Annotated in this window: 22 protein-coding genes; 3 read left to right on the top strand and 19 right to left on the bottom strand. The window is 65.1% G+C overall.

Going from position 1 to position 21666, the window contains the following annotated elements; all coding sequences use genetic code 11:
• The first annotated feature begins 135 nt into the window (after positions 1–135).
• The gene (locus NLM15_RS23290) at positions 136–1314 is read left to right on the top strand and encodes an aminotransferase class V-fold PLP-dependent enzyme (RefSeq protein WP_254119752.1); all 1179 of its coding nucleotides are present in this window, start codon (positions 136–138) and stop codon (positions 1312–1314) included.
• Positions 1315–1320: 6 nt separating this feature from the next.
• On the opposite strand, the gene NLM15_RS23295 is transcribed toward NLM15_RS23290, so the two are convergent.
• From NLM15_RS23295 to yajC, 6 genes are read right to left on the bottom strand one after another with little or no spacing between them, the layout of a single operon-like run.
• The gene (locus NLM15_RS23295; RefSeq protein WP_254119755.1) at positions 1321–2565 is read right to left on the bottom strand and encodes a threonine ammonia-lyase; all 1245 of its coding nucleotides are present in this window, start codon (positions 2563–2565) and stop codon (positions 1321–1323) included.
• Between the two features lie 45 nt (positions 2566–2610).
• On the bottom strand, positions 2611–3471 hold the full coding sequence (locus tag NLM15_RS23300; RefSeq protein WP_254119757.1) for a phytoene/squalene synthase family protein: 861 nt from the start codon (positions 3469–3471) through the stop codon (positions 2611–2613).
• Complete coding sequence (locus NLM15_RS23305) at positions 3468–3851, bottom strand: Mth938-like domain-containing protein (protein WP_254119759.1); 384 nt, start codon at positions 3849–3851, stop codon at positions 3468–3470. The genes NLM15_RS23300 and NLM15_RS23305 overlap by 4 nt, the downstream gene beginning before the upstream one ends.
• A gap of 60 nt (positions 3852–3911) precedes the next feature.
• Positions 3912–4931 (bottom strand): protein translocase subunit SecF, encoded by a 1020-nt coding sequence (secF, locus tag NLM15_RS23310; RefSeq protein WP_254119761.1) that lies wholly within the window; start codon positions 4929–4931, stop codon positions 3912–3914.
• 10 nt (positions 4932–4941) lie between these two features.
• Positions 4942–6546 carry a protein translocase subunit SecD gene (secD, locus tag NLM15_RS23315; RefSeq protein WP_254119763.1) on the bottom strand — a complete coding sequence of 535 codons (1605 nt, stop codon included), beginning with the start codon at positions 6544–6546 and terminating at the stop codon, positions 4942–4944.
• 47 nt (positions 6547–6593) lie between these two features.
• Positions 6594–6962 carry a preprotein translocase subunit YajC gene (gene yajC / locus NLM15_RS23320; protein ID WP_254119764.1) on the bottom strand — a complete coding sequence of 123 codons (369 nt, stop codon included), beginning with the start codon at positions 6960–6962 and terminating at the stop codon, positions 6594–6596.
• Between the two features lie 181 nt (positions 6963–7143).
• On the opposite strand from yajC, the gene NLM15_RS23325 reads away from it, so the two are divergent.
• Positions 7144–8124: an ATP-binding protein gene (locus NLM15_RS23325; protein ID WP_254119766.1), complete on the top strand. Its 981-nt coding sequence runs from the start codon at positions 7144–7146 to the stop codon at positions 8122–8124.
• A 172-nt stretch (positions 8125–8296) separates the two neighbouring features.
• Here NLM15_RS23325 and NLM15_RS23330 read toward each other — a convergent pair whose 3' ends face one another.
• The 4 genes from NLM15_RS23330 to NLM15_RS23345 all read right to left on the bottom strand — a co-directional run bounded on the left by NLM15_RS23330 (position 8297) and on the right by NLM15_RS23345 (position 13673).
• On the bottom strand, positions 8297–10072 hold the full coding sequence (locus NLM15_RS23330; protein WP_375166857.1) for an arylsulfatase: 1776 nt from the start codon (positions 10070–10072) through the stop codon (positions 8297–8299).
• 12 nt (positions 10073–10084) lie between these two features.
• Complete coding sequence (locus tag NLM15_RS23335; RefSeq protein WP_254119768.1) at positions 10085–11083, bottom strand: formylglycine-generating enzyme family protein; 999 nt, start codon at positions 11081–11083, stop codon at positions 10085–10087.
• Positions 11084–11509: 426 nt separating this feature from the next.
• Positions 11510–12913, bottom strand: a complete 1404-nt coding sequence (locus NLM15_RS23340; protein ID WP_254119770.1) for a LysM peptidoglycan-binding domain-containing M23 family metallopeptidase — start codon at positions 12911–12913, stop codon at positions 11510–11512.
• Between the two features lie 109 nt (positions 12914–13022).
• Positions 13023–13673 (bottom strand): protein-L-isoaspartate(D-aspartate) O-methyltransferase, encoded by a 651-nt coding sequence (locus NLM15_RS23345; RefSeq protein ID WP_254119771.1) that lies wholly within the window; start codon positions 13671–13673, stop codon positions 13023–13025.
• 241 nt (positions 13674–13914) lie between these two features.
• On the opposite strand from NLM15_RS23345, the gene NLM15_RS23350 reads away from it, so the two are divergent.
• The gene (locus NLM15_RS23350; RefSeq protein WP_008547195.1) at positions 13915–14286 is read left to right on the top strand and encodes a response regulator; all 372 of its coding nucleotides are present in this window, start codon (positions 13915–13917) and stop codon (positions 14284–14286) included.
• A 30-nt stretch (positions 14287–14316) separates the two neighbouring features.
• Here the strand turns inward: NLM15_RS23350 and surE are convergent, their stop codons facing one another.
• The 9 genes from surE to nagZ form a co-directional block, all read right to left on the bottom strand.
• A complete protein-coding gene (surE, locus tag NLM15_RS23355; RefSeq protein ID WP_254119773.1) occupies positions 14317–15084 on the bottom strand; it encodes a 5'/3'-nucleotidase SurE in 768 nt (255 codons plus the stop codon).
• A 106-nt stretch (positions 15085–15190) separates the two neighbouring features.
• On the bottom strand, positions 15191–15553 hold the full coding sequence (locus tag NLM15_RS23360; protein WP_254119775.1) for a hypothetical protein: 363 nt from the start codon (positions 15551–15553) through the stop codon (positions 15191–15193).
• Between the two features lie 95 nt (positions 15554–15648).
• On the bottom strand, positions 15649–16980 hold the full coding sequence (gene serS / locus NLM15_RS23365) for a serine--tRNA ligase (RefSeq protein WP_254119777.1): 1332 nt from the start codon (positions 16978–16980) through the stop codon (positions 15649–15651).
• 199 nt (positions 16981–17179) lie between these two features.
• Positions 17180–17992 (bottom strand): twin-arginine translocase subunit TatC, encoded by an 813-nt coding sequence (gene tatC / locus NLM15_RS23370; protein ID WP_092181319.1) that lies wholly within the window; start codon positions 17990–17992, stop codon positions 17180–17182.
• The gene (tatB, locus tag NLM15_RS23375) at positions 17989–18528 is read right to left on the bottom strand and encodes a Sec-independent protein translocase protein TatB (RefSeq protein ID WP_254119779.1); all 540 of its coding nucleotides are present in this window, start codon (positions 18526–18528) and stop codon (positions 17989–17991) included. The genes tatC and tatB overlap by 4 nt, the downstream gene beginning before the upstream one ends.
• 88 nt (positions 18529–18616) lie before the next feature.
• Positions 18617–18850: a twin-arginine translocase TatA/TatE family subunit gene (locus tag NLM15_RS23380; RefSeq protein WP_254119781.1), complete on the bottom strand. Its 234-nt coding sequence runs from the start codon at positions 18848–18850 to the stop codon at positions 18617–18619.
• A 168-nt stretch (positions 18851–19018) separates the two neighbouring features.
• Positions 19019–19780 (bottom strand): SMC-Scp complex subunit ScpB, encoded by a 762-nt coding sequence (scpB, locus tag NLM15_RS23385; RefSeq protein ID WP_254119782.1) that lies wholly within the window; start codon positions 19778–19780, stop codon positions 19019–19021.
• 21 nt (positions 19781–19801) lie between these two features.
• Positions 19802–20641, bottom strand: coding sequence for a ScpA family protein (locus NLM15_RS23390; RefSeq protein WP_254119784.1), 840 nt, complete (start codon positions 20639–20641; stop codon positions 19802–19804).
• Complete coding sequence (nagZ, locus tag NLM15_RS23395; protein WP_254119786.1) at positions 20638–21666, bottom strand: beta-N-acetylhexosaminidase; 1029 nt, start codon at positions 21664–21666, stop codon at positions 20638–20640. Before nagZ ends, NLM15_RS23390 begins: the two co-directional genes overlap by 4 nt.

The raw sequence follows: 21666 nt of genomic DNA on the forward strand, positions 1-21666 counted from the left end.
CGCGGATGATTTTAGAATCGGATGCCAACGCAGAGTGCAAATCCGCCATTTTGTTCCAAGCAATGCACAGGCTTGCCCGCGCCCGCCATCGCGCCTAATTCATCGGACCGGGGTAGCAGAGGCGGAGACCAGCACGTGATCGACATCTACCAAATTCGGGCCGACACGCCGGCCGCCTCCCGGCTCGCATATCTCCACAATGCAGGCGCGGCCCTCATGCCGACGCCCGTCGTGGAGGCGATGAAGCGGCATATCGATCTGGAGAGCGAGATCGGCGGTTATGCCGCCGCTGACCGCGAAGCCGGCCGGCTTGACGCGGTTTACGGCTCGGTGGCGCGTCTGCTGAATGCCGCGCCCGATGAAATCGCCCTCGTGGAGAACGCGACGGTTGCCTGGCAAATGGCGTTTTATTCGCTTCCGTTTCGCAAGGGCGACCGCATCCTGACCGCCGAGGCGGAATACGCCGCCAATTACGTCGCGTTCCTGCAGGTCGCCAAACGCACAGGCGCGGTCGTCGACGTGGTGCCGAGCGATGCCAGCGGCGAGCTCGACGTCCATGCGCTCGAACGCATGATCGATCAGCACGTGAAACTGATCGCCATCACCTGGGTTCCGACCAATGGCGGGCTGGTCAATCCCGCGGCGGCGATCGGCAGGATCGCGCGGGCGCGGGGCATTCCCTATCTGCTCGACGCCTGCCAGGCGGTCGGCCAGATGACGGTCGACGTCGAAGCCATCGGCTGTGACATGTTGTCGGCGACGGGACGCAAATTCCTCCGCGGCCCGCGCGGCACCGGCTTTCTCTACGTCCGGAGGCCACTGCTACAGCAGCTTGAGCCACCGATGATCGACCACTTCGCGGCGCCCTGGGTCTCGCGGGACCAATATCAACTACGGGACGACGCCCGCCGTTTCGAGAACTGGGAGAACAATTACGCGGCGCGGCTCGGTCTGGGCGCGGCCGTCGACTATGCCCTCGAGGTCGGCATCGGCCCCATCGAACAGCGCTGTCGCCTGCTCTCGAGCCGTCTTCGCAGCGGCCTCGCTGCCGTCAGCGGCGTCACCATTCGCGACCTCGGACGTACGCCGGGTGCCATCGTCAGCTTCACGATGGAGGGACACGAGGCGGATCGCATTGTCAGCAGCGCCGTCGCGGCCGGCATCACCATCGGCGCGTCAGATCCGGCGAGCACCCGGATCGACGCCGAAATGCGCTCGCTGCCGAACGTCGTGCGGGCCTCCCCGCACTACTACAATACGGAAGCCGAGATCGACCGGCTGGTCAGCCACATCGCGGGCCTGGCGCCGCGATAACGGCGCTCAGGTGCAGCGCGCGCTCAGTCCGGATGCACCGAGCTTGGCCATGACCTCGTCGAGATGCGCGCTGTCGCGGGTTTCGATGACGAGCTGCAGCAGCGTCGCCTTGGCCGGCAGGTCGGAGAAGGTCCGCTGATGCGAGACCTCGATGATGTTGGCGCCGGCCTCGGCCAGCAGCGACGCCACCGCTGCGAGCTGCCCGGGCCTGTCAGGGATATCGAGCGACAGCTGGGTCAGCCGTCCCTCGCGCGCCAGCTCACGCGTGAGGACGGATGCGATCAGCCTCGTGTCGATGTTGCCGCCGCTCAGCACCAGGCCAACCTTCTGGCCAGCGAAGCGGGACGTATCGGACATCAGCGCGGCAAGGCCGGCGGCGCCGGCGCCCTCGACGACCGTTTTCTCGATCGAGATCAGGGTCGCGACCGCGCGCTCGAGCTCGGCTTCGTTGACCAGCGCGATGTCGTCGACGAGGCGGCGGACGATCTCGGTCGTAATCTTGCCCGGCGATTTCACCGCGATGCCTTCGGCGAGCGTATCGCCGCGCGCGGGCAGATTGCCGTCATGGATGGCGTTGTACATTGAGGGATACAGCCAGGCCTCGACGCCCAATATCCGCAACGACGGCTTGATCGATTTCGCGGCAATGCCGATGCCGCTGATCAGGCCGCCACCGCCGATCGGGACCACCAGCGTGTCGAGTTCCGGCACCGCCTTCAGCATCTCGAGCCCGACCGTGCCCTGCCCAGCGATGACAAGCGGATCGTCATAGGGGTGGACGAAGATCATGCCGCGGGCTTCGCCGTGGCTGCGCGCGTACGCGGCCGCCTCCTCCAGCGTCGCGCCCGTCACCACCACCTCCGCGCCGTGGTGCTTCGTGTTCTCGACCTTCACCATGGGCGTGCCGACCGGCATGACGATGGTGGCGGGAATGCCGAGCCGCTTGGCGTGATAGGCGACGCCCTGCGCGTGGTTGCCCGCCGACATCGCGATGACGCCGCGCGCTCGCTCCTCCGGGCTCAGCGCGGTGAGCCGGTTGAGCGCACCCCGCTCCTTGAACGAGGACGTGAACTGGAGGTTCTCGAATTTCAGCCAGATGTCGCAGCCGCAGATGTTGCTCAGCGTGCGGCTGTAGCTACAGGGCGTCTCGACGACGGCGCCGCGGATAGTGTCGGCGGCGGCATGAATGTCTTCAGGTGCGACCGGAAAGCCGCTGAGATCGGACGACGTGCTTTGGGACAACTCAGCCATGGGACAGCATAGAGCATCTGGCGGTTCGAGGCGATAAGCCAGCCGCTATTTGGTAAATTCCCGGGAACGTGAAGCCCGCCACAGCGTCCACAGCGTACGCAGCCGCGACGACGGCTGCGGCGCAAACGGATTGCGGCCGGGTTGCGACAGGCGCTTGAGGTCCGCACGTACCTGGCTCAGCGGCAGAAACGCAGGCAGTGCCGATGCCGGCACCTCCGCCAGCAGCGACATGGCCGTCGTCAAATGCCGCTCGGCTTCGCCCACGAGCTGGCCCAGCACCGCATGCAGATTCGGCGTCTCCTTGCCGGCGAACACGTCTTCCATCTGGCAGCCGTGGCTCGCCAGCAGCTGCTGCGGCAGGAACAACTGCCGGTGCGCCGAGTCGCGCGGCAGATTGGCGATCACCTGCACGATGCCCTGCGCCAGCCCGGCATGACGGGCGAGATGCTCGACAGCCTCCGACGGCGGCGCCATCACCTGCGCCGCCAGACCGAGCAGTGCCGATGAGGTCGCCGCGAGATAGCCCTCCAGCGCCGTCAGCGTCGGCATCGGATCGTTGTAGAGGTCGAACTGGTGCTCATCGACCAGCAGCGACAGCGGCTCGACCGGCAGGTCGAAATCGCGGACCGTGCGCAGCAGTTCCGCCGCCACCGGATTGCCCTCGGCGCTGCCGTGGACGAGACCCGAGAACAGATCTGTCCACCATTGGAAGCGGATCTCGCCGGGCAACGGCTGGCTTACCTGGTCGCGGACGCGGACGATCTCGACATTGAAGGCATAGAGCGCCAGCAGCGCGCGGCGCTCCGCGGCGGGCGCGAACAGGGTCGCGGCATAGCGCGGAAAATCGTGGCTGCGCACGAGGTCGGCGCAGAAAGTAACGTTGTCGGGCGGCGCAGCGCTACTCATGGCACGGCGATCAGCGCGGCCGCGACGCGGCGCCGCTCGCCGATCATGATGTTGTAGGTACGCACGGCAGGACCGGTCTGCATCGTATCCAGCACCACCCTCACCGCCTTGAGCGCCTGCCGCAGGTCCGGCGGCGGCAACCAGACCCCGGTTCCGGTGCCGATCAGAAGCGTGTCGATGCTGTTGGCCGCCGTGAAGACGCGATCCAGCGAATAGCGGTCGATCCTGCCGGGGTCCGTCACGTCCCAGGCCCAGATTGCGTCGGGCAGGCACAGCAGCGATCCGCGATGCGACATGCCGGCAAAGGCGAAGCCGCCCTTGCCATAGGCCTCGATCGGCGCCGAGCGCGGGAAATGCGGAGCGTTGGCATCGCCGGCCATCAGTTTCGTCCGAATGAGCTCATCGCCCTCGCAAACGCGCGCGAGGGCATGCGGTTCGGATCATGCCTTGTTTTTCTTCGCCGGCGTAGCCGTATCGGGCGCATCTTCGCGATGCTCGCCGACGCCGAGATAGATCAGGATCGGGGCCGCGATGAAGATCGAGGTATAGGTGCCGACCAGCACCACGCCGAACATCATCACTGCGGTGAAGCTGTGAATGGCGTGACCGCCGAACAGCAGCAGTGCCAGCAGCGCCAGCGTCACCGTGAAGTGGGTGATGATCGAACGCGACAGCGTCGAGTTGATGGACTCGTTGAGCAGCTGCGGCATCGGCATCTTCTTGTAGCGGCGCAGCATTTCGCGGATACGGTCGTAGATGACGACGGTGTCGTTGAGCGAATAACCGAGAATGGTCAGAAGTGCCGCGATGCTGGTCAGGTCGAAATCGACCTGGCTGATCGACATGAAGCCGATCGTCAGCACGATGTCGTGCACGTTTGCGATCATGGCGCCGAGCGCGAACTGCCACTCGAAGCGGAACCAGAGATAGATCAGGATCGAGACGATCGCGAGCATCAGGCCAACCATGCCGTAGGCGAGCAGCTCGCCGGCGACGCGCGGACCGAGCACTTCGGTGCGCTGAATGTCGACGCTGTCGCCGAGCGCGCCACGAAGCTTCTGCAAGGCTGCCTGCTGCGCGGCGTCACCGCCCGGCTGCTCCGCGACGCGGATCAGGACGTTCTCGGGTCCGCCGAACTGCTGCAACTGCACTTCGCCCAAACCAAGGGCGTCGAGCGAGGTGCGCATCGCAGCAATGTCGGCGGTTCCGGACTTCGCCTTGACCTCCAGCAGCGTGCCGCCCTTGAAGTCGATGCCGAGGTTCAGGCCGTGGGTGAAGAACAGCGTGATCGCGACGATCGACAGCGCCGCCGAGATCGGGAAGCTGATGCGGCGGAAGCGCGTGAAGTCGAAATGGGTATTGTCAGGGACGATGCGCAGCGAGGGCAGCAGGCCGAGCGCCGCGACCACGGTGAGAACGGCAATGAGGACGCCGAGCCCGATGAGAACGGTGTGAGTCACGATCAGGCTCCTAGATCGGCACGCTCTGCGGCCGCTTCCACCGCACCCACCAGGCGACGATCAGCCGGGTCAGGGTAAAGGCGGTGAACACCGTGGTGATGATGCCGATCCCGAGCGTCACGGCGAAGCCGCGCACCGGGCCGGTGCCGATGTAGAACAGCACCGCGGCGGCAATGAAGGTAGTGATGTTGGAATCGAGGATGGTCGCGAGCGCCCGCTTGAAGCCGGCGTCGATCGCGGAGATCGCGTTGCGGCCGCCGCGCAGTTCCTCGCGGATACGCTCGTAGATCAGCACGTTGGAGTCGACCGCGATGCCGACGGTGAGCACGATGCCGGCGATGCCCGGCAGCGTCAGCGTGGCGTTGAGCAGCGACAGCAGGCCGAAGATCATCGCGACGTTGATGGCCACCGCGATGTTGGCGAACACCCCGAACAGCCGGTAGGTCAAAAGCATGAAGATGATGACCAGGATCGAGCCGACATAGGCCGCAAGCTCGCCCTTCTCGATCGAGTCCTGACCCAGACCCGGGCCGACCGTGCGCTCCTCGACCACCGTGAGCGGCGCCGGCAGCGCGCCGGCGCGCAGCAGGATCGCGAGATCATTGGCCGATTGCACGGTGAAATTGCCGGAGATCTGGCCCTGGCCGCCGGTGATGGGCTCGCGGATGACGGGCGCCGAGATCACCTTGTTGTCGAGCACGATCGCGAAAGGCAGCCCCACGTTCTCTTGCGTGGCCTGCGAGAACTTGCGCGCACCCGAGGTATTGAACTTGAAGCTGACGACCGGCTCACCCGTACGCTGGTCGAAGCTCGCCTGGGCATCGGTCAGGTCGCCGCCGGCCACCAGCACCTGCTTCTTGACCACATAGGGCGTGGGCGGCGGCGAGGCGCTCATCAACAGCTCGGATTCCGGAGGCAACCGTCCCTGCTGCGCCTGATCCGGCGGCACGGACGTATCGACCATGCGGAATTCCATCTTCGCGGTCTTGCCCAGCAATTCCTTCAGGCGAGTCGGATCCTGAAGACCGGGGACCTGCACCAGAATGCGGTCGTTGCCCTGGCGCTGGATGACGGGCTCGACGGTGCCGAGCTCGTTGACGCGGCGCTCGACGATCTGGATCGACTGCTCGATGGTCTTGCGCATGCGGTCGAGCATGGCGGCCTGCGGGATGCTCAGGCGGATCACGCCGCCCCCGGCATCCGCGACCTCAAGGTCGCGCTGACCGCTGGATCCCATCAGACCGCCGAGCGGCTGGGACAGTTCGCGCAGCTTGGCGAGCGCCGGCTGCACGTCGGATTCCTTGGTGATGCGAACCTCGGCCGCGTCGTTGCGCACGGTCACACCGCCGGTGAAGCCGATCTTGGCATCGCGCAGCGTCCGGCGAACGTCGTCGCGGACCTGGTCGAGCCGCTCTTTCTTCACATAGGCGGAATCAACCTCGAGCAGCAGATAGGAGCCGCCCTGGAGGTCGAGGCCGAGCACGAGCCGGCGCTGCGCCCAGGCTGGCCAGGTCTTGACCTGGGCCTCGGGGAAGAAGTTCGGGACCGCACAGAGGCACACGATCAGCGCCGTCAGGATAATCCCGAGCGCCCTCCACCGCGTGAAATACAACATCGACTGGACCTGTCAGATCAGGAGACTTGAGATGCTCGCGGAAGCGTTCACTTCGCCGCGGTATCGTCCTTGGCGGCTTCCTTGGCGCTTTCCTTGGCCGGCTCGCCCTTGGCGCGCACGCCGGAGATCATCTGGCGCATCTGCCGCACGCGCACGCCATCGGAAATCTCGAACTCGATCTGGTCGTCATCGACGACCTTGGTGACCTTGCCGACGAGGCCGCCCGAGGTCACGACGGTGTCGCCACGGCGGATGTTCTTCACGAGGTCGGCATGGTCACGGACCTTCTTCTGCTGCGGACGCAGAATCAGGAAGTACATGATCACGAAGATCAGGGCGAACGGCAGCAGCGACATCAACATGCTGTTGGTGTCGCCGGCGCCCGCGGCCTGGGCATACGCAGGGGTAATGAACATTCGGACGATCCTCGTGAGAACGGGGGAGAACCGGTCAGGCCCTCAAAGGCGACCGGTTCGGTCAAATTCGCGCGGACTATAGCGGCCATTGCCCCAATTGCAACGCTGCCAGACCGTCGATTTGGCCACCTTGCGGCGCGCCCTCAGGCCCGATAAGGCTGCATTCTCAGGAACTTCGGACATGCCCAAAAAACCAAGCAAAAGCCCGGCCGGCAAAGGCCCCCGTACCCCTGCCAGGAAGCCTGCCCGCGTCGCGGCAAAACGTCCCAAGGCAGCCCCCAAGGTCGTCCCGGACCTCTCCCAGGATCGCATCGTCCGCGCGCTGGAGACGATCGCGGCGCACCTCGCCGCCCAGGGCAAGCCGAGCGTCGAACGCGAGTCGTTCGAGCGGGCCGATGCCTACGTCTGGCACCCGGACGGCCGCCTCGCTGCGGTGCCCCGGGTCAGCCGCGTCGAGCTGTTCCTGCTCAAGGGCGTCGACCGGATGCGCGACATCCTGATGGAGAACACCGAGCGCTTCGCCAACGGCCTGCCCGCCAACAATGCCCTGCTCTGGGGCGCGCGCGGCATGGGCAAGTCGTCGCTGGTGAAGGCGGCGCATGCCAGCATCAACGCCGACCGCAAACCGGCCGACAGACTGAAGCTGATCGAGATCCACCGCGAGGATATCGAAACGCTGCCGATGCTGATGGAGAAGCTCCGCGACGCCGACTTCCACTTCATCGTGTTCATCGACGACCTCTCCTTCGATGGCAATGACGCGTCCTACAAGTCGCTCAAGGCCGTGCTCGAAGGCGGGATCGAGGGCCGGCCCGAGAACGTCATCCTCTACGCCACCTCCAACCGCCGCCATCTGCTGGCGCGCGACATGATCGAGAACGAGCGCTCGACCGCGATCAATCCCGGCGAAGCGGTCGAGGAGAAGGTCTCGCTGTCGGATCGCTTCGGCCTCTGGCTCGGCTTCCATCGCTGCAGCCAGGACGAATACCTCGCCATGGTGCGCGGCTATTGCGGCCATTTCGGCATCAAGGTCGACGACGAGGCGCTGGAGCGTGAGGCGCTGGAATGGTCGACCACGCGCGGCTCCCGCTCGGGCCGCGTCGCCTGGCAGTTCGTGCAGGAACTGGCGGGACGGCTCGGCGTGAAGCTGGCGACGGCGTAGCGGTCGAATCGCGGTTTCGGCTGTCTTCCCCCGAAAGCGGGGAATCAAGGGCGCGTGCGCATAAAGACCTGCTCTGGCGGCGTGTAAGGATCTGGGGTGCCTTTTTGCCCCCAGATCATAGCCACCGACTGGCGAGCGTCGAAAGCGACGCCCGCCAATTCATACTGATCCATTAGTCGCTGCGACCGGCAGTCTTGGCCTGCTTGACCTGTTGCAGCACCTGCTCGAGATTATAGCTCGCCGGGTCCTGCAGCGGCGGGAATGCAGTATAGGTCTCGAGTTCCTTCAGCCAGAGCGCCTGGCCGATGGGCAGCATGTTCCAATCGTAGACGTAGGCAGTAGAGGGGGAGCCGAGTGTGCCGCTCAGGCCCATGAGGGTCTTGTATTGTGAGCCGATCGAGGTCTCGAACGGATCGCGCTTGATGTTGACGACCTGGGCCCAGTGATAAGGGAGGGCTCCGGAAATAAAGCCCGCCGGGTTGTCGGACACCATCGTGAAGTAGATCTTCCAGTTCTTGTAGCGGACCGCCGACGGGTCCTTGCCCGAATAATAGAAGAAGGTATCGCGCGCCGATTTTTCCGAACGCCCGGAAAGGTATTCGGTCTGATCGACGCCGTCGAGCGTCGTCTTCACGATGCCGGGATATTGGCCAGCCTCGATCCGCTTCTTCAGCGCGTCTCCCTTTGCGCCGCCCGCGATGTTGACAAACGTGGGCAGCCAGTCGAGTGACGCGAAGATGTCATTCTTGATGGTGCCGGGCTTGATCACCCCCGGCCAGCGAACGAGCGCCGGAGCGCGCATGCCGCCTTCCCAGGTGCTCAGCTTGCCGCCCTTGAACGGAGTCGTGCCGCCGTCGGGAAAGCTGATGGTTTCGGCACCGTTGTCGGTGGTGAACACGACAATCGTGTTGTCGAGCTGTCCCATGTCCTCGAGCTTCTTCAGCACATAGCCGACGTTATCGTCCAGCTGCTTCATGCCGGCCTCGTTGAGGCCCCAGTCCTTGCCGCCGGGCTCGCCGACCATGGCCGTGTACTTGTCATTCAGCACGGTCGTAATGTGCATGCGCGCGGGGTTGTACCAGACGAAGAAAGGCTTGCCCGTCGTCTTCGGATCGTTGCGATCCATGAAGTCGATGACCTTGGCCGAGATTTCCTCGTCGACCCCCTTCGACCGCTCGAGTGTCAGCGGGCCCTGATCGACGCACTGCTGGGTCCTGGATGAACCGTCCGACTTGCACGACAGGACGTTGCGCGGAGGCGTCAGGCAAATCGTCGTTTTCGGATCGACCGCGCCCGGTACCTCCGGGATGCCGGGGATCGGCGTATTCTTGCATGGCGGGGCGACCGTCTGCTGGGTGGGGGACTTGTTGATGTCCGGGAAGCTCACGCCCTGCATCGCATCGAGGTGATACAGGTAGCCCCAATATTCCTGGAAGCCATGCGCGGTCGGCAGCGCGTCGGTGTGATCGCCGAGATGGTTCTTGCCGAACTCGCCGGTATTGTAGCCGAGATCGAGCAGGAATTTTGCGATCGCCGGCGTGCCGGGCCGCAGATAGGACGGGCTGCCGGGCAGTTGCGGCGGGATCATGCCGGTGCGCAGCGGATGCATGCCGGTGAAGAAGGCGTTGCGACCCGCGGTGCAGCTCTGCTCGGCATAATAATGCGTGAATATCGCACCTTCATTGCCGATGCGATCGATGTTGGGCGTCTCTCCGACCATCAGGCCGCGATGGTAGATGCTCGGCTGGTAGAGGCCGATGTCGTCGCCCATGATGAAGAGGATGTTGGGCTTTGGGGCTGGCTGGGCGGTCGCCGGAGTGCTGACCAACCCTGACGACGGTATCATCATTGTCGCACCGAGCAGTGCTGAGCAGGACCGCTTGAGCCAGGTTTGCGTCTTGCGCGGCGTTGCGACCGAAAGCATGTCATCGAAATTGCAATTCAACATGGCATCACTCTCCTATTGAGATGTGTCGGAGACTCCTCGCCTGATGCACCGAAATCCAAGATGACTTGTGGATGTGTCGACCGGCTCCGCATGCCGCGCAGCCGGCCGATAGCGCCGGCAGTAATTCGGCGCGCACAAATGCGAGCCGCCTTTGATGACCTTGCGTGGAATCTTGACGTTGATGGTTCTGGGGTCGTAGCTATCGGCCTCACGGCCGCCGCGCGGGTTCTCTGGAATGCAGCAGGTCTTTGGAGCGTCGGCTTCATGCCGAGGCGAATACCAATCTGACGTCCATTCCCAGACGTTGCCGATCATATCGTGCAGCCCGTATCCGTTCGGTGGAAATGCTGTGACCGGCGATGTCCGTTCGTATCCATCTTCCCTTGTGTTCTGGCGTGGAAATTCGCCCTGCCAGGTGTTGGCCATGTGACGGCCCCCGGGTGCAAATTCGTCTCCCCATGCGAACTCGGCGCCATCCAGCCCGCCGCGCGCCGCGAATTCCCATTCCGCTTCGGTTGGCAAATCCTTGCCGGCCCATGTTGCGTAGGCGAGCGCATCGCTGAAGGCCACGTGCACGACGGGATGATCGTCCAGCCCACGGATGTCGCTGCCCGGCCCGTAGGGATGCCGCCAGTTTGCGCCTTTGGCGAAGGCCCACCACTGGCTGAAGTCCCGGAGACTGACCGGATACGCGGGCGGAGAGAACATCAGCGAGCCCGCATAGACCATGTGCGGGAGAATGCCGGGATAGTCCTTTGGATCGGGCGGGATCTCGGCAATTGTGACGTGGCCGGTCGCCTTGGCGAATGTCTTGAATTGCCGGTTCGTCACTGGATGGCGATCCATCCAGAATGCATCCACGGTGACGCGGTGGACCGGCGCCTCCTCCGGATAGTGCCGATCCGACCCCATGCGAAACGTGCCGCCCGGCACGTGCAGCATCCCCTCACCTGCTGGATGCTGGTACGATTGTCCGTAATCAGGCGACGATTTCGTACCAGCCAGCTTCATTCCGATCTCCGGACCCGTTGGCGTGCGCTGCTACGGACACGGAATGAAGGACCTGCAGGTTGATCTAAATCAAAGGGTCGTGGTCGGGTTGTTCACCGCGTTGCTGGGTCCGCCAGCAAGCCCTGCCGCGTCCGCTGCGCCATCGAAACCGAAGCAGATTCAGAAAATTAGGACGTCTCACCGGCAGCCACCGGCTACGACACCGGCACCTCAAATCATACGCGACGGGCTCAACGATTTTGAGTGGGTCGGGCTTCAGAGAGCTTGCGGAAAACAAGACGCAAGCACGATCATTCCGCCGGAGCGAGATCGCATCGACACGCCCCGCTTTGAGCGCTCGTCGGAATGCCGGATCGTCCGCCTACGCCGACGCGGACGACGATAGCGCGCGCGAAGAGAGCGCGCGCCGGCGAAGCAACGTCAGCCTCACGCCCCGTTCAGGAATTGAAGCGGGTCAACCGGGCTCGATCCCTTACGGATCTCGAAGTGGAGCTGCGGCGACGCCACCTCCCCGGATTGACCCGACTTGGCAATGACCTGGCCGCGCTTGATGGTATCTCCGCGCTTCACCATCAGCTCACTCGCATGGGCATATGCGGTGACGTAGCCGTTGGAGTGCCGAACCAGAACCAGATTGCCATAACCCTTCAGCTCGTTGCCGGAATAGGCGACGACGCCGTCTTCAGCCGCCTTGACCGGCGTCCCCTCGGGCACCGCGAGGTTGATGCCGTCATTGGACTTGCCATTGGTCTTGGCACCGTAGCTCGTGACCACCTTGCCGCGCACCGGCCAGCGGAACGTCGGCAGCGCGCCGGTGGCCTCCGCAGCCTTCGCCGGCGTCTCGGCGGGCTTCTCTTCGACATTGGCCGTGGCCTGAGCCAGGCGCGCGCTCTGCACCGGCGTGGCAGCAGCGGCCATCTTGGTGGCGGGCGCGGGAGCGGCCGCGACGGGCTGCAGCGCCCCCGCAACCGGAGCAGCAGCCACTGGAGCCGCAGCAACCGGCGCCGCAAGAGCAGCGGTCCTTGCACCGGGCACAGTCAGCTTGGTGCCGAGCTTGAGCTTGGCCGACGGAGCGAGACCGTTGGCACGGGCGAGTTCGGCCGACGAGATATGGTTCTTGCGGGCGATGCTGGCGAGCGTATCGCCGCGATTGACGAAGTGCATGCTCGGCGGCGCAGCGACGGCCGCAACCGGCTTCGCAGCAGGTGCCAGCGCCGGAGCCGCAGCGACGGGAGCCATCAGTGGCGCCGGCGCAGCAGCTGTTGCGCTCGGATGCGGGATGATCAACTGCTGACCGGGAGACAGCGAGCGCGGGCCCTTGTAGCCGTTGGCGGCGAGGATCGCCTGCGGCGTGACGTGATAGCGCTTGGCGAGCACCTCGAGCGTGTCGCTGGTGCCGACGATGATCTTGGTCCCGCCGGCCGGCTGGGCGGCCGCGACCGAGCGCGACGGCACGGTGGCCGTGGTCTCGAGGCGCGGTTGCGCCGGGGGCGCGTAGGAGCCGACGCCACGGCCGCCTCCGGACACGCCACCACCCGCCGCGACGGGATAGGATTGCGGCGCGGAGACCGCCGGCGGCGGCAAGGGCTGCGACTGATAATAACCGGGCTGCGTCTGCGGCCGCGAATATTGCGGCAGCTCACGCTGCTGCGGCGGCGGCGCCTGCTGCACCGAGCCGGTCTGGTCAGACGCGAAGGGATTGGAGAAATTCGACTGGGAGAGCCGCGACGACATGTCGGCGCTGCACCCTGCGAAGCTGAAGGAGATCAGCGCCAGCACCGCGACCTGCGGTACGCGGCGCGAGTAAAGCAACTCGGCGACGACAGACATGGTTACTCACTCGTACGCAACAGAACTGGTGTTTTAAGTAAACACGCGACGAGTAAATAACGGCTTAACCCTCCCAATAAGATGTTGGCAGCACAGCCGATCCGGAAATCTACAGCTCCCGCGCCACCCCGGGCAGTGCCGGCACGAAGCGGACCTCGACGAGTTCCTTGCGCTCGATCCCGGTTTCGGTCCGGCGGAGACGGACCAGCGTCTGCACGCCCTGGTGCGGGCCAATGGGCGCGATCAGGATGCCGCCGACCTCGAGCCGCTCGACCAGGTTCTCCGGAAGCTGCTCCACGGCGGCGGTCACGATGATGCGGTCGAACGGGCCGATATTGGCCGGCAGGTTGAGGCCGTCGCCGAGCATCACCTCGACATTGTGACAGTTCAGCTTTTCGAGCCTGAGACGTGCCGCATCCGCGAGCTTGCGGTAGCGCTCGACGGTCAGCACCTGGCCTGCGAGCCGCGACAGCACCGCGGCCTGATAGCCGGACCCGGCCCCGATCTCGAGCACGCGGTGCTTCTTCTGGAGCTGCAGCTGCTCGGTCATGTAGGCGACGACGAAGGGCTGGCTGATGGTCTGCCCGCAGGCGATCGGCAGCGCGCTGTCACGATAGGCACCGTCGCGATCGGCTTCGTCGACGAACTGCTCGCGCGGCACCTCCTCCATCGTCCGCAGCACCGCCTGGTCGCTGATGCCCCGACGCCTCAGCGTGAGCTGAAACATCATCTTTTCCGGTGGGTGCTGATTGGAGATCATCGCTGCTTGTGTCGTCCTGTCCCGTCCGGATCGTCAGCCGTATCGCCAAGACCCGGGGCAAGAATCCTGTTCCTGCTCAGGAACCCAAGATAGCCTTTCGGGTGCGTTATTAGACCATAAATTGGCTTGCAACGGACTGGCCGCAAAGGTCATTTTGCGGTTTCAGTTCGCCGAAACGCGCATTGCGTCGATTCGCATAATCTGCGAACGTTTTTTGGGAATGGGCAAGGACTCAACGAAAATGACCGCAACAGGGCTTTCGGGCCGCTCTGTATTCCTCGTCGAGGACGAGGTGATGATCAGAATGATGGTCGCGGACATGCTCGAAGAGCTCGGTTACAAGGTCGCAGCCGAAGCCGGCGACATCACCGAGGCGATGCGGCTCGCCCAGGCCACCGAGTTCGACATCGCCATCCTCGACGTCAACGTCAACGGCAAGGTCATCTCGCCGGTTGCCGACGTCATCAAGGCGAAGGGCTGCCCGTTCATCTTCGCCACCGGCTACGGCTCCTCCGGCCTGCCCGAGCAGTACCGCGACCGGCCGGCGCTCCAGAAGCCGTTCCAGCTCGACGCGCTCGGCAAGACCATCGAAGCCGCGCTGCGCGGCGGCTAGCCGCGACTTCCGGGCCTGTAGCCCGGATCGCTACTTCAGCGTCGCGCTCAGCGCTTCCGAAAACGCCTCGTTGGTGCGGTCGAGCCTGAGCGGCGTGACCGAGACATAGCGCTCGCGCAGCGCCGCGAGATCGGTGCCCTCGGCGGGCGTATCCATCATTGCCGCGCGCTCGAAGCCGATCCAGAAATAGGGATTGTTGCGGCCGTCCCTGCGCTCGTCGATCCGCAAGAAACCGAGATTGCGCTTGCCCTGCCGCGTCACGCGGATGCCGAGCACCTCCTCCGGCGCGCAGGACGGGAAGTTGACGTTGATGACGGTGTCCTTGGGGATGCCGGCGGCGATCACCTTGCGCAGGATGTCGGGCCCGAACTGGCGCGCGGTGTCCCATTGCGGCCGGTCGCGGGTCTCGACGCTGAACTCCTGCGACAGCGCGAACGACGGCAGCCCCAAAATGGTGCCCTCCAGCGCGCCGGCGATGGTGCCGGAATAGACCACGTCCTCGGCGACGTTGCGCCCCTTGTTGACGCCCGAGAGCACGAGGTCCGGCGGCTTGGTGCCCAGGATATGGCGCGCGCCCATGATGACGCAGTCGGTCGGCGTGCCGCGCACGGCGAAGTGGCGCGGGCCGACCTCGCGCAGGCGCAACGGATCGTTCAGCGACAGCGAATGCGACACGCCGGACTGGTCGAGCTCGGGCGCAACGACCCAGACGTCGTCGGACAAGGCGCGTGCGATCTCCTCCACGACCTTGAGGCCGGGGGCGTGAATGCCGTCGTCATTGGTGCAGAGAATGCGCATGCGAAGGGTCGATTCCTGAAGCGGGTCTGAGCCGTCTTATCCGGCCGGGGCCGATCAGGCAAACCGGCCGATGGGGTCCGGCGGCCAGGTTCCCGGCCTGGTCCTGCTAGCGCCGGACGCGCCATTGCGGCAGGAAGCGTGCGAGCCTGCCTTCCGCACGCAGCTGCATCGCCGGCACCACCAGGCTCACGACCGGAGCCTCGATCACCCCGAGCGTCTCCAGATGCGTAACGATCGGGTCCGACACCGGCGTCTGCGGAAAGCGCTCGCGCGCCACGGTCAGCGCCTTGTCGAAATCTGCGGCATTCACGCCGGGCTTGGCCCGCCGGCTGCGCACGAGATCGTCATCCCAGAGCCGCGCGATCGCGATGTCCAATACACCACGCAGCCGCTGATCGACGGCCTGGATGCCGGCACCTGTCACCGCCCATTGTCTGCCGACCCAGAAGATGTCGCGGTGCAAGGGCATGAACGGTGGGGTTCGCGTTGTCGGGTGGCCGGCAGGATAACCGGCCGCCCGTTCTTCGCAACCAAACGTTTTGCGTTATAGGCAGGCAATGCGCGCTAGTCGCGCGCGACCACCTTCAGGCCGCCCATATAGGGCTGGAGCACGCTGGGGACCGCGATCGAGCCGTCCTCCTGCTGATAGGTCTCCATCACGGCGATCAGCGCGCGGCCGACCGCGGTGCCGGAGCCGTTCAGCGTATGCACGAAGCGCGGCTTGCCGTCCGGCCCGCGCGAGCGCGCATCCATGCGCCGCGCCTGGAAGTCGCCGCAGACCGAGCAGCTCGAGATCTCGCGGAACATGCCGCCATCGCCCTGCCCCGGCATCCAGACCTCGATGTCATAGGTTTTTTGCGACGAGAACCCCATATCCCCTGCACAGAGCGTCATCACGCGATAATGCAGGTCGAGCTTCTGGAGCACCTGCTCGGCGCACGACAGCATCCGCTCCAGCTCGTCCTTGCTCGCCTCCGGCGTCGTGATCGAGACCAGCTCCACCTTGGTGAACTGGTGCTGGCGGATCATGCCGCGGGTGTCGCGCCCCGCAGCGCCCGCCTCGGCGCGGAAGCACGGCGTCAGCGCGGTGAGCCGCATCGGCAGCTGCTTCTCGTCGAGAATGGATTCGCGCGCGAGGTTGGTGAGCGAGACCTCCGCGGTCGGGATCAGGCCGAGGCGCTCGGTCTTCAGCCGCTCGTGATCGGGTGTAGCCAACAGCTCACCCTTGATCGCCCAGAACTGATCGTCCTCGAATTTCGGCAACTGTCCGGTGCCGAACATCACCTCGTTGCGCACCAGGAGCGGCGGGTTGATCTCGGTGTAGCCGTGCTCGGTCGTGTGCAGGTCGAGCATGAACTGGCCGATCGCACGCTCGAGCCGCGCCAGCCCCTTCTTCAGCACGACGAAGCGCGCGCCGGAGAGCTTTGCCGCTGCCTCGAAATCCATGTAGCCGAGCGCGGTGCCGAGATCGTCATGCAGCTTCGGCGCAAAGCTGTAGTTGCGCTTGTTGCCGAACACATGGCGCTGCACATTGCCGTGCTCGTCGACGCCGTCGGGCACTTCGTCGAACGGAATGTTCGGGATCGCGGACAGCTCTTTCGTCAGCTCCTCGTCGGCGGCCTTCGCGGCGGCCTCGAGCTCGGGCATGGTGGTCTTGAGCTCGGCGACCTCGGCCATCAGCTTGGCCGCGCGCGCCTCGTCCTTCGCCTTCTTGGCGTCGCCGATCTCCTTGGAGGCGGCGTTGCGCCGCGCCTGCGCCTGCTCCGAGGCCAGGATCGCCGCCCGCCGCTTCTCGTCGATCGCCAGCAGCGATGCCGACAACGGCTTCAGGCCCCGCCGGGCGAGACCGGCGTCGAAGGCTTGCGGATTGTCGCGGATCGATTTGATGTCGTGCATGGGGGCGGTCCTGGGGCTTGTTGCAGACATGCAAATTCTGGATTTGCATTCATGCAAATGGCTGCTTCCCCTAGCACGGCAGTCATCACCCGCGAAAGCGGGTGATCCAGTATTCCAGAGACGGCGGTGATTCCTCGATAGGCCGCGGCGTACTGGATTCCCCGCTTTCGCGGGGAATGACACCGGTGATGTGGCCGCCCTACTCGGCCGGATTGGCCGGCGTCGACACGTCGGTGCCGGTCGCGGCCTGTGCGGCGGCAGCCTTCTTCTCCACCATCCCGACCGCGATGATCGAGCCCTCGTAGAGCGCCAGCAAGGGGATCGCGAGCGAGCACTGGCTGAGCACGTCAGGCGGCGTCAGCACAGCCGCGATCACGAAGGCGATAACGATGAAATAGCGGCGCTTCTCGCGCAGCATTTTCGAGGTCACGATGCCGATGCGGCCGAGCAGCGTCAGGATCACCGGAAGCTGGAAGGCGATGCCGAAGGCGAAGATCAGCGACATCATCAGCGAGAGATATTCGCCGACCTTGGGCAGCAGCTGGATTTGCGCCGTCTCGTCGCTGCCGGCCTGCTGCATGCCGAGCGAGAAGCGGACCAGCATCGGCAGCACGACAAAATAGACCAGCGCCGCGCCGAGCACGAAGAAGAACGGGGTCGCGACCAGATACGGCAGGAAGGCCTGCTTCTCGTGCTTGTAGAGCCCGGGCGCGACGAACTTGTAGATCTGCGTCGCGACGATCGGGAACGAGATGAAGCCCGCGCCGAACAAGGCGAGCTTGAGCTGGGTGATGAAATATTCCAGCAGCGCCGTGTAGATGAACTTGGAATTCTCGGGACCCGCGACCCACACGAACGGCCAGACCAGCACGTTGTAGATCTGCTTGGCGAAGAAGAAGCAGAAGATGAAGGCCACGCCGAATCCGAGCAGCGCCTTGATCAGCCGCGACCGCAGCTCGATCAAATGGTCCATCAGAGGGGCTTTGCTGGCCTCGATATCGGCGTCGCTCATGACGCTTTGACGTCCTTGATCGCCTCGGATGGCGCAGTGTCCTGGGTCACCGAGGTCTGGGCGGCCTGCGCCTGCTCGACCTCACGAGTGATGGCGAGCGGCTCATTCACCGCCGCATGAGCCTCGGCCTCCACGAAAGTCTCCGGCGTCGGCGCTTCCGGAGTGGTCGGCGTCGCCGGCGCTTCACTTGAAGTCGCCGGCGGCTCGACAGCCGCGGTGGCCGTCGTCTCGGCGGGCTTGTCCAGCGCATCGACGCGAAGCGCGTCGCTGACGTCCTTCTGGAGCGAGGTCATCAGATTGTTGCCGGCAAAGCCCGACGCCGCTTCCTTGACTTCGTCAAAGCTCTTCTTGAGGTCGGCCATCTCGGCCTCGCGCATCGCTTCCTGGAACTGGCCCTGGAATTCGGCGGCCATCTTGCGGGCCTTGCCCATCCACTGCCCGACCATGCGCAGCACGCCCGGCAGCTCTTTCGGGCCGATGGCGACCAGGGCCACGACCCCGATCAGGACCAGTTCACTCCACCCGATGTCGAACATGAGGTCTTCCGTTCACGCCAGCCGCAACCGGCCCAATCCCTCGCGCGCAGGATCGGGACCGCTACCCGCGTCTCGCGTGCTCTCTTTCTCAGACGGCCTTGCTGCCGACGTCGGACCGGGTCGTGCTCGGCGCTGCGTTGTGCTCGAGCGACTTGGCCGGCTCGGGCTTGTCGGCGACCTTGTCGTCGTCCTGCATGCCCTTCTTGAACGCCTTGATGCCCTGCGCCACGTCGCCCATCAGATCCGAAATCTTGCCACGGCCGAACAGCAGCAGGACGACTGCGATCACCAGGATCCAGTGCCAAATGCTAAGCGAACCCATCCTGCAACCCTCCAAACACGCTTGGCCGGGGACCCGACCGATCTTCCCCGAAACCTAGGCTCGGCAGGCCTCAAAAACAAGGACCAAGGCAGCGCCAATTCGCTGTTGGCGCTACGTAATCTTGCTAAGTGTTAACTGGTCGCAGGGAGCCTCTCCGGGGCCGGGACGTCAGTCCTCGCTGCCACCCTCGCCGCCCTCATTGCCGCCTTCCGGCGCCTCTTCCGGCGTCTCGGGCTCGACCGCAGGTGCCAGCGCCAGATCGAGGTCCTCGCCGGGTTCCAGCGGATCCTCGTCCTCACGCAGCTGCGGGTCGTCCGACGGGGTCGGCACGCTGAACCCGGTCGGCAGGCGTGAATCCAGCAGGCCCGTGCCCTTGAGCTCTTCCAGGCCCGGCAGATCGCCAAGCTGTTCCAGGGTGAACTGCGACAGGAAGTCCTCGGTGGTTCCGAAGGTCAGGGGCCGGCCGGGCGTCTTGCGGCGACCACGCGGCTTGATCCAGCCGGTCTCCAGCAGCACATCGAGCGTGCCCTTCGAGGTGACGACGCCGCGGATCTCCTCGATCTCGGCGCGCGTCACCGGCTGGTGATAGGCGATGATCGCCAGCACCTCGATCGCGGCGCGCGACAGGCGGCGGGTCTCGGTGCTCTCCCGCGTCATCAGCCAGGCGAGATCGCCGGCGGTACGGAAGGTCCATTTGTTGGCGACGCGGACGAGATTCACGCCGCGCAAGGCATAGTCGGCCTGGAGCTGTTCCAGCGCGGCCTTGACGTCGACGCCCTCGGGCATGCGCTTGGCCAGCGTCGCGGTGTCCAGCGGTTCGTTCGAAGCAAACAGCAGCGCTTCCAGCAGCCGCAGCTCCTCGGGACGTGCCTGGGACTCGTTCTCCATCGGCTCGGCCTCTTCTACCCGCACTTCAGCCAGGCTTGCCATGGTAGCTTCTCCTTCTTGCACTTAACCGACCGGCGCATCAGGCGCAGGAGCTGCGTCCACGACCGGTTTCGGGCGCCCCTTCCGGAAATAGATGGGGGCGAACGCCTCTTTCTGGTTCAGCTCGAGCTGACCTTCACGCACCAGTTCGAGCGCGGCGGCGAAGCTCGAAGCGAACACCGTCGCGCGCTGCGTCGGATCGGCGACGTGGCGGACCAGGAAGTCGTCGAGAACGCCCCAATCGTCCTGTTCGCTGATGCTGCCGACCAGCCGCTCCAGCGTGGCGCGCGCCTCGGCGAGCGACCACACCGTGCGCTTGGCCAGATGCACGCTCGCCAGCACGCGCGACTGGCGCTGTGAAGCATAAGCGGTCAGCAGGTCGTACAGCGTGGCGGTGTATTTCGGATGCTTGATCTCGGCGATCTGCTCGGGCTCGCCGCGCGGGAAGATGTCGCGCAGCAATTGCTGCCGGTTCATCAGCCGGTTGGCGGCTTCGCGAATGGCCTCGAGCCGGCGCAGCCGGTTGGCGAGCGCGGTCGCCATCTCTTCGGCGCTCGGACCTTCCGCACTCGGCGGCTCCGGCAGCAGCAGGCGCGACTTCAGGAACGCGAGCCAGGCAGCCATCACCAGGTAGTCGGCGGCAAGCTCCAGCCGAATCTTTCGCGCAGCTTCGATGAAGTGGAGATACTGGTCCGCCAGCGCCAGGATCGAGATCTTGGCGAGATCGACCTTCTGGTTGCGGGCAAGCGCGAGCAACAGGTCGAGCGGGCCCTCATAGCCCTCGACGTCCACCACCAACGCCGGTTCATCCTCGGCGAGCTCTGCGGGCCGCCCGGTTTCGAACGATAGGATTTCTGCGGTCATGCGGATGCCGTATTTGCCCGTGCGATCAATGCGTCCAGTTCGGCGCGTGCGGCCGCCCGATCGAACGGCTGCGGTGCCTTGCGCGCAGCGAGCGCAGCTTTCGCCCGCTCCAGCGCCGTGCCGGACAGCTCGGGTGTCTGGCCGGCGACCTCGCGCATCTCGTCGATATTGCCGTTGCAATGCAGGGCCATGTCGCAGCCGGCCGCGAAGATGGCGCGGGTCCGTTCGGCGATATTCCCCGACAGCGCGTTCATCGACACGTCATCACTCATTAACAAACCCTGGAACCCGATCACGCCGCGAATCACCTGAGCAATCATTGTCGCAGAAGTCGTCGCCGGATGGGCGGGGTCGACAGCGCTAAACACAACATGTGCAGTCATGGCCATCGGCAGGTCAGCTAGCGGCCTGAAGGCCGCAAAATCGGTTCGGTCGAGTTCGTCCCTCGGGGTATCGACGGTCGGCAGCTTGAAATGGGTGTCGGCGGTGGCGCGTCCATGACCGGGAATGTGCTTCAGAACCGGCAGAACGCCGCCCTGCTCCAGGCCCTCGGTGACCGCGCGCGCGATCGCGGCGACCTTGCCCGGTTCAGTGCCGTAAGCCCGGTTCCCAATGACGGCATCAGCGCCCGGCACCGGCACGTCGGCCAGCGGCAGGCAATCCACGGTAATGCCGAGATCGGCGAGATCAGACGCTATCAGCCGGGCGCTGAGGCGCGCGGCCGTCAGTCCGAGCGCCGAATCAGTGTCGTACAAGGTCGAGAAAATGACGCCCGGCGGATAGACCGGCCAGTGCGGCGGGCCCAGCCGCTGCACCCGTCCGCCCTCCTGGTCGATCAGGACAGGCGCGTCAGCCGCGCCGGCAACTGCCCGTAATTCCGCAACCAACGCAGCAACTTGAGCCGGCGTCTCGACATTGCGCTTGAAGAGGATGAAGCCCCACGGGCGCTCGGCACGGATAAACTCCCGCTCGGCGGCGGTCAGTTCCGTTCCGGATACGCCCGTTATGAAGGCCCGCGTGCTCAT

The sequence above is a fragment of the Bradyrhizobium sp. CCGB20 genome, assembly GCF_024199855.1.
GTDB lineage: Bacteria > Pseudomonadota > Alphaproteobacteria > Rhizobiales > Xanthobacteraceae > Bradyrhizobium.